The organism is Bacillus sp. mrc49 (assembly GCF_002803435.1).
In genome coordinates, this window is sequence record NZ_PHNG01000710.1 from 105,566 (window position 1) to 120,775 (window position 15,210).

Annotated in this window: 13 protein-coding genes; 2 read left to right on the forward strand and 11 right to left on the reverse strand. The window is 43.1% G+C overall.

The window, feature by feature from the left end; translation table 11 throughout:
• Positions 1–32: 32 nt before the first annotated feature.
• From CVN76_RS19700 to CVN76_RS19725, 6 genes are all read right to left on the reverse strand, one after another.
• Positions 33–254 (reverse strand): hypothetical protein, encoded by a 222-nt coding sequence (locus CVN76_RS19700; protein ID WP_232732362.1) that lies wholly within the window; start codon positions 252–254, stop codon positions 33–35.
• The gene (locus tag CVN76_RS19705) at positions 251–1,486 is read right to left on the reverse strand and encodes a Ger(x)C family spore germination protein (protein ID WP_100532722.1); all 1,236 of its coding nucleotides are present in this window, start codon (positions 1,484–1,486) and stop codon (positions 251–253) included. Before CVN76_RS19705 ends, CVN76_RS19700 begins: the two co-directional genes overlap by 4 nt.
• Positions 1,483–3,075: a spore germination protein gene (locus tag CVN76_RS19710; protein WP_100532723.1), complete on the reverse strand. Its 1,593-nt coding sequence runs from the start codon at positions 3,073–3,075 to the stop codon at positions 1,483–1,485. The genes CVN76_RS19705 and CVN76_RS19710 overlap by 4 nt, the downstream gene beginning before the upstream one ends.
• Positions 3,076–3,376: 301 nt before the next feature.
• Entirely contained in the window at positions 3,377–4,492 is a 1,116-nt protein-coding gene (locus CVN76_RS19715; RefSeq protein ID WP_100532724.1) for a Zn-dependent alcohol dehydrogenase, read from the reverse strand.
• 27 nt (positions 4,493–4,519) lie between these two features.
• Positions 4,520–6,040 (reverse strand): aldehyde dehydrogenase family protein, encoded by a 1,521-nt coding sequence (locus tag CVN76_RS19720; RefSeq protein WP_100532725.1) that lies wholly within the window; start codon positions 6,038–6,040, stop codon positions 4,520–4,522.
• Positions 6,041–6,057: 17 nt separating this feature from the next.
• A complete protein-coding gene (locus CVN76_RS19725) occupies positions 6,058–7,419 on the reverse strand; it encodes a lyase family protein (protein WP_232732364.1) in 1,362 nt (453 codons plus the stop codon).
• Between the two features lie 202 nt (positions 7,420–7,621).
• Here CVN76_RS19725 and CVN76_RS19730 point away from each other — a divergent pair, with 202 nt between their 5' ends.
• Positions 7,622–8,416, forward strand: a complete 795-nt coding sequence (locus CVN76_RS19730; RefSeq protein ID WP_100532727.1) for an IclR family transcriptional regulator — start codon at positions 7,622–7,624, stop codon at positions 8,414–8,416.
• A 435-nt stretch (positions 8,417–8,851) separates the two neighbouring features.
• Positions 8,852–10,207, forward strand: coding sequence for an MFS transporter (locus tag CVN76_RS19735; protein WP_100532728.1), 1,356 nt, complete (start codon positions 8,852–8,854; stop codon positions 10,205–10,207).
• Positions 10,208–10,326: 119 nt separating this feature from the next.
• On the opposite strand, the gene CVN76_RS19740 is transcribed toward CVN76_RS19735, so the two are convergent.
• The 5 genes from CVN76_RS19740 to CVN76_RS19760 form a co-directional block, all read right to left on the reverse strand.
• Positions 10,327–11,097: an SDR family oxidoreductase gene (locus CVN76_RS19740; RefSeq protein WP_100532729.1), complete on the reverse strand. Its 771-nt coding sequence runs from the start codon at positions 11,095–11,097 to the stop codon at positions 10,327–10,329.
• Positions 11,098–11,226: 129 nt separating this feature from the next.
• Positions 11,227–12,090: a sugar phosphate isomerase/epimerase family protein gene (locus CVN76_RS19745; protein WP_100532730.1), complete on the reverse strand. Its 864-nt coding sequence runs from the start codon at positions 12,088–12,090 to the stop codon at positions 11,227–11,229.
• Entirely contained in the window at positions 12,077–13,099 is a 1,023-nt protein-coding gene (locus CVN76_RS19750; RefSeq protein ID WP_100532731.1) for a Gfo/Idh/MocA family protein, read from the reverse strand. Before CVN76_RS19750 ends, CVN76_RS19745 begins: the two co-directional genes overlap by 14 nt.
• A 60-nt stretch (positions 13,100–13,159) precedes the next feature.
• The gene (locus tag CVN76_RS19755) at positions 13,160–14,320 is read right to left on the reverse strand and encodes a Gfo/Idh/MocA family protein (protein ID WP_100532732.1); all 1,161 of its coding nucleotides are present in this window, start codon (positions 14,318–14,320) and stop codon (positions 13,160–13,162) included.
• A complete protein-coding gene (locus CVN76_RS19760; RefSeq protein WP_100532733.1) occupies positions 14,308–15,207 on the reverse strand; it encodes a sugar phosphate isomerase/epimerase family protein in 900 nt (299 codons plus the stop codon). Before CVN76_RS19760 ends, CVN76_RS19755 begins: the two co-directional genes overlap by 13 nt.
• Positions 15,208–15,210: the final 3 nt, after the last annotated feature.

The window sequence follows — 15,210 nt, forward strand, 5'->3', positions numbered from 1 at the left end:
CTTTCAGGAAATCAAATCCAACATCCCAGCCTTTACCTTTCCATGAACTCTCCAAGCGGCCTGAACATAGCTTCGATCCAAGAAGTCGGCCCAGCCATTTCCTGAAGGTTGAACATGGAAAGGAGCAAGCCGATAAGTAACAGTGAAATTAATGCAAGCTTATCTTTAACAGGTTTTTGTTTCATTCTGGGCCATTCATATAAAGTGATCAGTATAATAATGAAAGCTGTACTTAAAAAAGCCGCCCATTTCACCTATCCTTCACCTCACTCTCTACTAATCCAGCCGGTTTGTTAATATAACCCTGTCTGCGGATATGGGCAGTAACATCGACTTCCACTTCCATTTCTTTAAAAATTTCTTTCCAGTTACTTTCAGCTTCACTAAATTGCTTTGGGTATTTCCGATAAAATTCTTTCGCTAACCCTATGACGTCATCGCCATTATGCTGGAGGTGCAGAAAAGCTATCCTGATCCGCTTTTCAATATCTTTCTGATAAGCGCTTTCAACGATATTCAGTGATTCTGGAACGGAAAGGTTTAGTTTTGTCCCATTTTGAATTACCGTTCCTTCTGTATTGATCTTCACGGATGCCTTCCAATTGCCGTTTACTATTTGCGGAATGACGCTTACCTGGGCAGATATCGGATTAATGGATATCAGCCCTTTTATGCCTTCAGGGCTTAAAGTCACTGTATATGATTCCATTTCATCCTTTAACCACAATAAGCCCATTGTGTCCTTATCGGTCATCGTCCCAGTCATTTTATCTTTTTTAAACAAAGCTGTACCAAAGATATATGGAATGCCTTGTAATTTCGCTTCCCCTTTCGCTGGCGGTAAAATTTTTATGAAAGGGAGGGCAACCGCTTGAGATTTGCTTGTTAACATCTCATCCAGCTTATGCAGTGTGACACGCAAGCCCAAATGTAAATCCGATAATTCCTTGATCACTTCTCCCGAATAGTTTTCCAAAGGCGGCATCGATTCCAAGATGGACTTCCCTCTCCCTTTGCTGACAAACACATTCGCTCTTTCACGCGGCTGAGGATGGCGCAGTAAAAAATCCAGTTGCTCCTGAATTCCTTCCTTCGCCAACCGTTCCCCGAATACAAAAACTTTACAATGTCCCCAGAATACCTTTCTGGGTATCTTACCTTGAAGCTTGGACAAGGCTTCCGACAGATTGGATCCTACATCAGATTTCACCAAGGTAGTTGCCCCGCCACCGCCTTGACTTGGTCCGCCTTCTCCCCCTCCGCTACTTATGGATTTAGGGATGAAAACCTGGATTGACAACTCAATGGAATCATCATCCTTTTTATCAATGGAGGCGGCAGTGACAATCGCCAAATCATTGATTTCGACTCGATCCCAACAGCCGGTCATCAAAGGGATCGCCATCAGGAAGAGAAGAATGATACTTATGGATTTACTTCTATTCACTTTCTCTCTTACCGTAATTCGTCCCCTCTCCTTTTTCACTTTTCTTCACTTCCCCTGTTAGGTTTTGGTCCCTGTTCAGGAGACTGGCGGTAAGAATTGGCTTCGCCCGTTAGTCGCGGTCGTGAATCCATCATCCACCAAGGAGCCCTCCACAGCACGTCTTTCAGCTCCCGGCTTTTCATCGGGGCTAGCGGGGATAAGTAAGGAACCCCGAAAGAACGGAGATTGCATAAATGAATGGCAATGGCAATGACGCCCATCATGATGCCAAGCAGCCCTAACGTTCCTGCAAGCAGCATCATTGGAAACCGCAGCATCCTGATGGCGATTCCGGCAATATAGCGCGGCATCATGAAAGAAGAGATTCCCGTAATGGCCACGACAATGACCATTGGTGCCGATACCAACCCCGCTTGAACGGAAGCTTGTCCGATGACAAGAGCTCCAACGATACTTACAGCTGACCCTATCTGCTTTGGCAAACGGACACCTGCCTCCCTTAATGCCTCAAACGTTATTTCCATAATGAGCGCTTCCACTATGGCAGGAAACGGAACCGCTTCCCTTGATGCTGCCATGCTTAGCAATAATGCTGTCGGCACCGCTTCTGCATGGAAAGTCAGGATAGCGACGTACAGGGACGGCAGTAAAAGAGATAAAACCATGAACACATAGCGCAGCCATCTAATGATAGTTCCTACCATGAATCGTTGATAATAATCCTCCTGGGATTGAATCAATGAAAAGAAGGATACCGGGGCAATCAGCGTGAACGGAGTCCCATCGACAAGAATGAGGGCACGGCCCTCCAACAGGGATGAACTGGCGACATCCGGACGTTCTGTCGACATGATTTGCGGAAAAGGGGAAAATGGATTGTCCTCAATCATTTCCTCGATGTACCCGCTCTCTAAGATGCCATCTATCTTGATTCGTTCCAAACGAGCTGTAATTTCAGTGATCAAGGATTGATCCACCAATCCATCGACATAAGCAATCGCGACTATCGTTTTGGTGTAATCGCCTATTTTCATGGACTGTATTTTAAGTGCAGGGCTTTTTATGATCCTTCTTAGCTGTGACGTATTGATGCCGAGCGATTCATTGAACCCCTCCCGCGAACCCCTGATTCCTCCTTCCGCGACGGGTTCCTCAATTGCCCTCTTTTCCCATTTGGACAATCCTATAGAAAATCCGTAACCTTCGCCATCATATAAAAGGAGCGGATTTCCAGTCGAAATCGATTCAATGCAATCCGCTAGCGTATTCACTCTTTTCAATTTGGAAACGGGCATTTTATGTTCAAGGAATTCATGTAATGGCTGTGAAGCAACCGTGGTTTCCTGCATGAGCGGGAAAAGTACATTTTCTTCAATTCCCCCAATATCCGAAAGTCCCTCAATGTAGATAAGCATGGCCTGTGTCTTACCGAAAAGTAGGAACTGGCGGAACATGACATCCGAACAGTTATCATAAATGGAGCGAAATGTCTCCACGTTTCGGCTGAAATTCGCATCTAACTGATCCGCCGGCTTCGAATCTTGGTCAGGTTGTCGTATATCCGGTTTTTTTTGTTTTCTTTTATCCAATAATTTGCCCACATTACGAATCAAGCTGGTTACCCCCATTTTTTGCAGGTCGCTCAAACTCCTTTTTTCTATGTTTCTTCACAAAAGGGTATTTTATACAAAATATCCTGGAACTCACATACACAAATGGACCTATGTTAAAGATATGAAGGTCACCACTGAGGAGATGATTATCGCTAAGCGAATGAATGAGGATTATCGGATGGAAAGAAAGGTCAAAAATCCTTGGAATGGTACGTACGTATAATAAAGAGGTAAAGCCCTGGTCGCTTTACCTCTTGTCGTTCTTATTTGACAATAGCCTCGGTTCTCGTCCAAACAGAGCCCGTCACAGTTATGTTCAATCGTTAAACTCGATCACTGCTCGTCCGACATTGACACAACTGCAGTCATGAAAAGAATCGAAAGCTTGATTGATATTTTCCAATTTGATGCGGTCTAACACAAGCTCGTCCAATTTGAACTTTCCATCTAAGTACATTTGTGCAATCATGGGGAAATCACGGAATGGCTGCGTATCTCCATAGAAACTACCTTTTAGAACTTTACCGACTCTATGAAAGCCCCCAGCAGGAAGATTCAATGTTTTGTCAGGGTTGAATGCTCCGACCACCACGACCGTACCACCTTTTCTAGTACCCTTCCATGCACTTTCGGTCGCTGCCGTATGTCCAGAACAATCAATGGCAAAATGAACTCCTAAACCTCTTGTCAGTTCTTTCAGTGCAGCTTCCACATCCACATCAGCTGAATTGATCGTATGCGTTGCACCAAACTGTTTGGCAATTTCCAGATTGGCAGGTTTTACATCACAGGCGATGATCTTCGAGGCCCCCGCTATATGCGCTCCTTGAATCGCATTCACTCCTACTCCGCCAATACCGAAGACTGCCACAGTGGAGCCCGGTGTCACTCCTGCTGCATTCACAGCAGCTCCATATCCTGTCGCCACTCCGCACCCGATTAAGGAAGCTTGGGCCAAGGGCATTTCATCCGGCAGCCTTACACATGCCATTTCGGGAACAACCGCAAATTCGGAAAATGTTGATAATAAAGAGTTGTGGTATACTTTCTTACCATCTTGACTAAGCCTTGACGTTCCATCAAGCAGGGTGCCATCAAACATTGGACCGAATGCAGACTCACATAAATGGACATCCCCTGTTACACAAAACTCACACTTCCCGCAATAAGGAACCCAGCTTAATGCTACTTTATCACCGGGTTTGACACTTGTTACATTTGTGCCGATTGCTTCAACGATTCCTGCCCCTTCATGTCCAAGAATAGTCGGTGTTGGAGTAGTTGAATCATATAAAGCGTTCAAATCACTATGGCAAACACCCGTTGCTTTTATTTTCACCAGAACTTCATTCGATTTTGGTTCACTAAGATCTACTTGTTGAATGGCTAACGGCTTACCCACTTCTGTCATGATTGCTGCTTTTATTTTCATTATCCATTTCCCTCTTTTATGTGAATTTCAATACGCGAACCAAATTGCTTTTGTTTTTGTGAATGCTTGCAATGAATGAATGGCATATTCTTTGCCCCATCCGCTTTGCTTTAATCCGCCAAATGGGCTGGAGAAGTCGTAGCAACCGTATTTATTAACGAAAACCATACCCGCTTCAAGCTGATTGGCCACCCGATGGGCACGTGAAGCATCACCTGTCCAGAGCCCTGCACCAAGACCATAAATTGTATCATTTGCCTTCTCGATGACTTCTTCTTCGGTGTCGAATGGGATGATGCAAAGGACGGGTCCGAAAATCTCTTCCTGGGCTATTTTCATTTTATTGTCAACATCTGCAAAAATGGTCGGTTGAACGAAACACCCTTTTGCATTTGTTCCGGTGATATCTCTTTCTCCACCAGCAACGATTCTTGCTCCTTGCTCCTTGCCGCTTTCAATGTAATGTAAAATGGATTCCATATGCTGTTCGGACACTTGTGCACCTTGATCGCTTGCCGGATCGAATGGGTCGCCGCATTTATAATTTTCAGCGTATCCGGCAATTTTCTCTACTACCTCATCGTAAATGTCACGTTGGGCAAACAAACGAGTCGGTGCAGAACACTTTTCGCCTTTGTGTGTGAATAAACCATAAAAAGACCGTTCGATCGCTGCATCCAAATTCGGGAAGTCATCAAAAATGATATTGGGTGATTTGCCGCCAAGTTCCAGCGTTACTGGTTTTAAATTACTATCCGCTGAATCATGGATTAATTTTTTTCCGATAGTTGTGCTCCCTGTGAAGGAGAGCTTATCAATATCCATATGACGACTAATATAGGAACCAACTTCTCCATCACCAAGGACTAGGTTAATGACCCCCTTAGGCAATACTCCTGCTTCATCAATGATTTCAAACAATCGAATGGCTGAATATGAGGTTTTATCCGCTGGCTTTAAAATAACCGTATTCCCCATTGATAAGGCAGGGGAGAGCTTTAAGACAGCCATTTGAATGGGAAAGTTAAAAGGCACGATTTGGCCGCAAACACCGATTGGATCCCTTGTGGTAACACTCAAGAAATTACCTTCCACAGGATTGTTTTCACCATAATATTTATCTGTCCATCCCGCGTAATATTCAAATAGATCAGCCGCTTCCTGCACATCATCGTTATAAGCCTCTGTATATAATTTCCCGTTATCAAGTGCCTCCAATGTTGCAAGCTCAGCATGGTGCTCATGAATGAGTTCGCTGATTTTCCGCAACGCTTTTGCCCTATCCTTCCTGCTCATATCTTTCCATATGCCTTGACCCAGTGCTGTTCTTGCTGCTTGGATGGCTGTATCGACGTCCTGTGCCTCAGCACGCTGAAACGCTCCTAAAATTTCTCCATTGGCTGGATTAATCGATTCAATCACACCATTACCTGAACTATCTATCCATTTTCCATTGATATAAAGTTTTTTCATTGTTTTCAGCCATGCCTTTGCCCACTCTAGTTTTGGCTGTTCAATCCCTTCAAACTGCTTGGTTGCTTGCATCATGGATCTTACCTCCAGTATTATAGTAAGTTTTTTATAAACTCTCGATCTTCCTCGCCCAGTAATTTAGATACGGCTGAATATCCCAATCGCTCCCTTAATTCCGTTATGACCGGTATGAATGTATTCGCCAGTTCCCGGCATCTTTCTTCATTAGATGCCATGCCGTTAAGACATAACCTCGTAAATGATTCAGCTGAATTTGCCAGCATGTATAAACCATTCAAGATATTGATCCCAGCCATGCCTTCAAAAACATTCAAGTCAAGTTCACCATGCTCCAGTGCGGCTTGAACAACCCGGTCACACCCAAGGACTTGAAAACAGCTTTGTATCATCGTCTCAGGAATGACTGGATTTACTTTACCTGGAAAAAATGAAGAACCGGCCTGAACAGATGGCAGGATGATTTCTGAAAATCCTGCTTCCGGTCCGGATGAAAGCAGTCTTAAATCTTTGGCAACCTTTATAAGAGAGGTTGCCATTAAACTTAATTGCGTTGACATATGAGCTAAATCATCGATGTTTTGCGCTGCATCGAATAGATTGTCACGTATGGTGACATTCTTATCCGTAACATCACGCAATTTCCCAATGACGGCTTCTTTATATTCTTTCGAGGCCCCGACTCCATTTCCAATAACAGTAGCGCCAAGATTAACGGTAAGTAATGATACGACCGATCCTTCTAGTGAATCTTGCCTTCTTTTGAGTACGGATGCATATCCACTGAAAACATCCCCTAGCCGGACACGCAACGCATCCTGTAAGCAAGTCCGCGAGATAGTGGTAATACCCATGAACTGTTGTGATTTTTTTCTCATCATATCGTTCATTTTCGTTAATTCGCGATCCAATCGTTCATAGCAGCTTACGATTGCCAATCGAATGGCTGTATGGCAAACATCAGATGTCGACTGGGAAGCGTTTACATGGTCAATGGGGTGAATGGGGGATTGGGTGCCTATAGTTCCCGTTAATGTTTCATTAGCTAGATTAGCCAACACTTCATTAACATTCATATTCGTGCCAATCCCGCCGCCGCCATGCAAAACATCTACTATAAATTGGTCATGATGTTTTCCTTGGATTAGTTGATCACAAGCATTTACAATGGCGTTTCCAATTGAAGGCGCTAACTTGCCAGCTTCCAGATTGGCCAATGCGGCAGCTTTCTTTACCATCGCCAATGACACAATATACTCCGGATAATCTTTTAATAATTGGCCTGAGAATGAAAGGTTTTGCGCGGTTCTCCATGTTTGGATGCCGTATAAAGCTTTAATGGGAATATCTGCTTCACCGAAGTTATCTCTCTCTGTCCGTATTTCCAATTCATTCCGACTGATTGAAATCCCTCCTACACGTCTTTTTCCATGCACTGTAATCCTGATAGCCTCTATTCTATTAGGACTACAAACGACGTTATTGTTCATATTACGAACATTAAGTTCACATAAAGAACTTAACGCTATTATATGGCCAGGATATATATCAGTCAATGACAAATGTGAATAATTCTGATTTTTTCGATAAAACCAAAATCATTAGCACTCCATTATTCGCTTACGCTATAATGAAAATATGGAAAATAATAATCAGAAAACCATAAAACAAACCAATAACAAAGAAAGTTCTTCTGTACAGGCTGTTGAACGTGCTTTATTGCTTTTGAAATTCATCGGGGAAAGTCCTTCACCCATTTCTGTCGGTGATTTGGCCAAGCAAGCAGGCCTGAACCGGACCACTGCCTGGCGCTTAATTGGAACGCTTGAAAACCAGGGCTTTGTAGAAAAAGACCCCGTTTCGAAAGGGTATCAGCTCGGATATGCCCTTTATCGCATGACATCTCAACATAATGCATATGGGTCACTGATAAGAAGAGCTAGAAGAACGCTCGAAGAATTGAAAGAAGAAGTCGGGGAAACCGTTTTACTGAGTGTTCCAAAGCATGATGGAACTCTCACGATCGATCAAATAGATACGGACCATAGCGTCAGGCTGGTAGATTACACCCATACAATGTCGCCGTTACACTGCACATCCAATGGAAAAATTTTATTGAGCATGCTACCTGAAAAGGAGTTGAACGTTTTTTTAGAGCAGGACCTTAGACCTTTTTCCAAATATACGATTACTGACAAAGAAGAACTGCGGAAAGAACTTGAAAAGATCCAGATTCATAAAGTCGGGACATCGATTGGTGAACTAGATGAAAATGAAAATGCAATATCAGCTCCCATCTTTGACAGAATGAAGAATTTAGTCGCTTTTATCACGCTAGGAGGACCGAGTTTTCGCCTTACTGAAAAAGATTTATTGCGTTTAAGCGATCGTATGCTAGAAGCTGCAACAAAAATCGAGGGGCAGTTGGAATAGGGCAATAAAGGAACAATTGAATTCTCAGCAAAAAAAGCGATGCTCCTGTAAACGGCAGCATCGTTTTTTTTTGCTTTTCCAATCCATGGCGGCAAATTACCTCCTTTATTTTTGCTTGCCTGTTAATTAAATGAAACTATTACGAATCGGGGCTCTATCTTTATTCTCACGCAAATTGAATTGGAATGGGTGTGTGTGAATACTGCGGGGAATACGGTGGGCATTGTTTAAGATTAATTAAAAATATTTTGACAAAAAGATAAATACACAATTATAATTCTATTGTATTCATATAACGGACTCCTAGTTCACATTACGAACAAAACTTATTCTCCCCAATGAAAACGCTTCCCTCTATAAGCGGCTTCATCCACACCATTTTTTAATCTACAAGTAACCGTCGAGGTATAGCAGTATCAATCAGGAGGAGACTCAATGGAAAATAGGAATGGAGCACTTAATTATAATGGCAGTGATCATACAATTAAACTGGACGATGCACCGTTAAACAAATTCCATATTAAAATTGCCGGCCTTACATTCGGAGCGCATTTCACAGATGGATATATTTTAGGCATTATTGCCTTTGCCCTCTCCCTGCTGACACCGCAAATGGCTTTAACACCATTTTGGATTGGGTTGATCGGTAGTTCTGCTTTGATTGGTCTTTTTCTAGGCAGTTTGGTTTTAGGATGGATATCTGACCATATCGGGAGGCAAAGGATATTTGTCTTTAGTTTTATCGTCATTACCGCGGCATCCACTTTACAGTTTTTCGCAGACAGTCCTACAGAGCTTGTCATATACCGAATTCTCCTAGGAATTGGTCTGGGGGGGGATTATAGCGTAGGACACACGATGTTGGCTGAATTTTCACCTCGTAAACATAGAGGTGTGTTATTAGGATCGTTCAGTGTAGTCTGGACTATCGGCTACGTGGTAGCTAACCTGATTGGCATTCTTGCCGTTGATTCCGCTCCAGACGCTTGGAGGTGGATGCTTGCTTCATCAGCGATTCCTGCCGTCATCATCCTGATTTTGCGAATGGGTACACCTGAGTCACCTAGATGGCTGATTAGTAAAGGCCGGGTCACAGAAGCCCGGGATATCGTCAAGAAACATGTCGGCCCCAATATAGTGCTAGATGATGAAAAACCTGTACAAGCGAATAGCAGTTTCTCCACTTTATTCCGCAAAGATGTAAGAAAACGAACTGCTTTCAATTGTATATTTTTCGTTTGTCTCGTTATCCCTTACTTCGCCATTTATACATTCTTACCAAGCATTCTTGATGCAATTGGACTAAGTGAAGGATTTGGAACCGATTTTCTATTAAATGGACTGCTGATTGTAGGTGCGATTTTAGGCATTTTGTTTACGGTTAAATTTTCACGCCGGGGATTTTTGATCAGCTCATTTATTATCCTAATCGTTACTCTCATGCTTCTTAGTGTATTACCTAACAACGCAACAGTATTAATGATTCTTTCTTTTGCCATCTTCACCTTGATTATGTCTGCCGTCAGCAACTTGGTTGGTGTATTTCCTGCTGAAAGCTTTCCAACGGAAATCCGCTCTTCTGGAGTAGGGCTCGCAACGGCAATAAGTAGACTAGGATCGGCGATCGGTACGTTCCTGCTTCCAATAGGCATTGCAAGTATGGGAATCCAGTTTACAATGCTTTGTCTTACAGCTGTTCTAATCATTGGCGCCATCGTATCGATCGCATGGGCACCTGAAACGAAATCACTTACACTTAGTGAAGCTAGCAACAACTTAAATGACGATTAAACATATTCTTCAGGAACCGTTAACCAGGCATCAGCTGATTTTTATGCTGAGCCTGGTTCTTTTCATAGTTTCATCAGTAATTGCTGTTAATATTTTCAAGTCTTATAGGTTCCATTCTCTCAAATTGTCATACTGCCAAATCCACCGTCCACTCGAATAAGTGTTCCAGTGACAAAGCTCGATGCTTTTTCAGAGGCGAGCCACACGGCAGCACCTTGCAATTCCTCCGGAGTGCCAAAACGGTTCATTGGCGTATGCTCCATGATCGACTCAATCCTTTCAGCGCTCAAGATTTTTCTATTTTGTTCTGCAGGAAAGAAACCAGGGATGATCGCATTGACACGGATGCCGTTCGGGGCGAATTCCCGCGCCAAAAACTGGGTCACGCTGTTAAGCCCTGCCTTTGAAACAGAATATGTAAATACCTTTGATAAGGGCGTCGTGGAAGAAACGGAAGAAATATTGATGATACTGCCTCGTCTTTCCTGATCGATCATTTTCTTCGCAAAAATCTGGCAGGTTAACACGATACCCTTCAAATTGACATCCATAATATCGTCCCATTCATCCATTTCCAGTTCAAAGAACGGTGTTGAACTATTTTTTCCAGGCGCATTCAGAAGGATATCCCAGCCGCCGGACCACCGTTGAATTTGATCTGCCGCTTCCAATAAAGATGCACGGGAGCATACATCAGCCTGAAAAGCCTTTGCGCTTCCGCCGCCGTTTTCAATATCCTTAACAACTTCTTTTGCTTTGTCAAGATTTCGTCCGACTATCGCTACCTTAGCACCCTGTGCAGCAAGTCCTTGAGAAATGGCAGAACCCAATACGCTATTTCCGCCAATCGCAACGGCGGTTTTTCCAGTTAAATCGAATAAATTTGTCATTCCGCTTCTCCTATCCTGCAAGGGAATCATTGGGGAGCAAATCAACTCTCGATATCTTGGTTAATTTACCCGTTATCCTTGATTCCATTGATAATCTATGGCCAGTGCCGATCGCTTTTCCTTATCGGATTAAAACCAGTCAGAATAACCTAGGCTCCTTAAGTGATTTGCAGAGGTTTTGAGGCAATCGAATGGATCTCGGCCGTATAAGTCATCTTGCTCAATGAGGAAGTATTGTGAACCGCTGTTCAAGCCGGCTTCGATGATCGCTTTGAGATCAAGACTTCCTTCACCAAGCTCTGCGAATTGAATTACGTTGTTGAAGGCTTGAAAAAACTTGTCTTGGTCAAAATCGTTTTCAAAACCGCTCATATCCAATTGACCGATGCGATAGTCCTTTAAATGAATTAAAGCGATTCTTCCCTCGAATTTATTGATTACCGCAACCGGATCCAGTCCGCCCCTTTGAATCCAGTGGACGTCCAATTCAAAGCCTATCCTGCGTGTATTATCCTTGATGATATCCAATAAATATTCACCATCGTATTTTTGGAATTCTATATGGTGATTATGATAATACAACTCTATCTTATGCTCGGCCAACCTTTCCGCTGCTTCGTCCGCTTTTTTTACGAAACTAAGGATTTTATCTTTATCGCCTATAGTCGTAAAAGGAAGCATGCCAATTCGTAAAAAACTGCAATCCAATGTTTTGCAATCGTTTACGATTTTCTCGAAATCATCCGTTAGTGTTTCCCCTGCCATTCCTGGCAGCATCGGCTCTAACGCGGCTGATAGAGCGGCGATTTCTATATCGAAATCTTGGCAGGCCCTTTTTAACTCGGCAACATTTTCAGCAGTCATCGGAATTTGTGAAACTTCAACAGCATGAAAATCGAGCTCCTTGATTTTTTTCATCGTTTCATAGACGCCCAATTCCTCGACCTTCCCTTTAAGCATCATCATTTGCACACCAATTTTAGCTTTTCCCATTATATTGTCCCTCCATGAATATCGCTTTTTTCATTTGCGATGATTTTCGAATCGCTTCAATCATTTTGAGTGATGGAACGGCTTCCCAGGCATGAACGTAAGCTTGCGTGTCAGATAAAATGCTTTCATAGAAGGCATCGATTAATTTGGCATGGCTGGCACCATAATAGAACTTCGATCCGGGAAGCTTCGCGTCTTCCGCCAATCTTTCCTTATTTCCCGCTTCATCCACGCTAAAGAGAATACTATCTTTAATGGTGAGTTTTCCCTTCTCCAAAAGCACCTGTAACTCCACACTATCATTATCCGCATTGGCGATTGTAGCGAAAAACAGCCCCCGCGCCCCGCTGTCGAACGTAATATTTGCTATGGCTGTATCTTCCACATCAATCTCATAATCCAGCAGTCTGGAAACCTCCCCTTTTATTGAAACCATTTCCCCACCAATCAGCTGCATCAAATCCAGTGTATGAAGGGCTTGATTGATCATGACCCCTCCTCCGGCTTGGTCCATTTTTCCGCGCCATGGCTTCACCTCATAATAGGATGGCGGCCTGCTCCAGGTTACTATTCCCTTCACTCCAAGCACCTTGCCGTAGATGCCGCTGTCCAGCAATTTTTGAAGCTTTTCAAAAGATTCATTGAAGCGGTTCTGTAAACATACACACAACCTTACATTCTTATGTTTTTCCTCTAGCTTCACAAGTGCCAGTCCTTCTTCGGTGTTCAAGCCCAAAGGTTTTTCCAGAAATACATGCACCCCTTGTTCCATACAATATTTCGCCACAGGATAATGAAGATGGTGAGGCAGACAAAGGTGGACACAATCGATTGCCTCCGTTTCAATCATCTCTTGGTAATATTTATAAAATTCAGCACCAGGTACAGAATCCTTTAAGGCTTCATCGATATCACAAACAGCGCACAGCTCAACCATCGGGTTTGCTTGTATGGCAAGAATGTGTATGGGAGAAATATCTCCGAGCCCGATAACTGCGGTTTTCAACATACTCCTATCTCCCTCTCTAACGGATTTCTTTACCAGTGAATATTTCTGTGTTTAATCACATTACGATGTGACAGGCGCATTCTTTTCTTCCTCAATTCGCTTTTTCAATTCCAGCAAAAATAGTTCTTCATCGAATGGGATTTCGATTTCTTTATCCAACCAGCTTGATAGATGAATCGCATTCGCTAAGGTAACTCCATGAATACCGTCACTGCCAGGAGCAAGTAATGGGGCCCCTTCCAATATCGCTGCGGAGAAGTTTTCCAATACCGCTATATGTTGTGCCCCCCATATACTTTCGAATTCCAGCACTTCTTCACTATAAATATCAGATTGATTGCCGCCCATGAATATTTTCATGACATCCTGCATGCTCATGCTGTCACTCAATTCCGATTCTGGCTTCGAAAGTCTTTTGATCGTCACTTTCTTGCTGTCATCGACAACGATTTTTCCTTTATCTCCTAATATTTCAAACCGATCTGTGCCAATCACATCATGGGTGCAGGTAATGAACACGCCCGTTGCCCCATTCCCGTAATCAAGGAGAGCCGTGACTTCATCCTCGACTGCAATATTCCGCTGATATCCATATTTCACATTGGAGTATACCTTTTTGGGCATTCCGCATATCCATTGAAGCAAGTCAAGCTGATGTGGTGCCTGATTCACGAGAACACCGCCGCCCTCTTCACCCCACGTTGCCCTCCATGCACTTGAATCGTAGTATCCCTGTGGCCTCCACCAGGTCGTGATCATCCAGTTTGTTCGGCGTATTTGGCCAATCTCACCGTTATCAATGATTTCCTTCACCTTTTGATACAGTGGATTCATCCGTTGATTGAACACGATACCGAATGTCAAATGCGGTTTTTTGGCTGCATAATCATTGAGCTCCCTTACCTGCTTTGTATATACGCCAGCGGGCTTTTCGACCAAAGCATGAATTTCCCTCTTTAATGCTTCCACACCTATTTCCGGATGCAGATAATGCGGCACACAAGTAACGACCGCATCCACATCTCCGCTATCGAGCATATCCCTGTAATCCTCATAAAAAGGGATGTCTGGATATTTTTCTGCGGCCAATTCCTTCTTAGCAGGGTCAATATCACAAATCGCCCCGATCACCATGTTTTCCACTTTTCCATCAGCCAGAAATCCTGCATATAGCCCGCCTTGTGCACCTAGCCCAACTATCCCCAATCTCACTTTTTCCATGCTAATCTCTCCTCATTATCAATTTTCTCTAGAATCTTTAAGAGTGCCTCGTATTGAAGTTTATAGCCGCTTTTTCCGTCAAGCCCTTTATTCTCGATAAACCACATAGCGTCTTCCAGCTCCAGATCCTTTAATGAATCAAACTGAGCAAGATGCGGCTCAAGGGTCAAGAAACCTTTGTAGCCTTCATCTATCAATTGAGAAAGGATTTCCTGTATTCTGCCATCTCCCGTTCCGCACAAAACATTTTGATTCCTTTTTGTGACGGCATCCTTGATATGGATATACATCACATCATCCTTCAGCAGGTTGTAGCAATCCTGGGTGTTTTCACCACATTGGACAAAGTTGGCAAAATCAAAAATCGCCTTAAAATTCTCCGAATCTACCTTTTCCAATATTTCCGCGCATCTTCGGCCGATATCTCCGTAGATATCCTTCTCATTTTCATGCAATAAAATAACATCGTATTTTTCGGCTATGGCCGTGAATTCTTTCAATTTCCTTACCACATCTTCTCCAAATCGGTCAGGCTCCTCCCCGTTTGGAATATAAAAACTGAAAACGCGGATATATTTGCAGTCAAGCAGGATGCTTATTTGACAAATAACCTCCAGCATCCGCCTTTGTTCCAAAAAACCAGCTTCATCATTTATAAAGATCTTTCCGATTGGTGATCCGATGGAAGATACACCTATGCCTGCTTTTTGGAGTCTAGGAAGTACCGTCCTTCTTATGTCTTCGATTGAAAAATCCCCTATGTTTCTTCCGTCAATGCCACGTAAAGAAATATACTTCATTCCAAGCTTTGCAACAGTTTCAAGCTGTATATCAAAATCCGATGAAATTTCATCGGAAAATCCTGATATCAATAGATTTGGATTCATTTA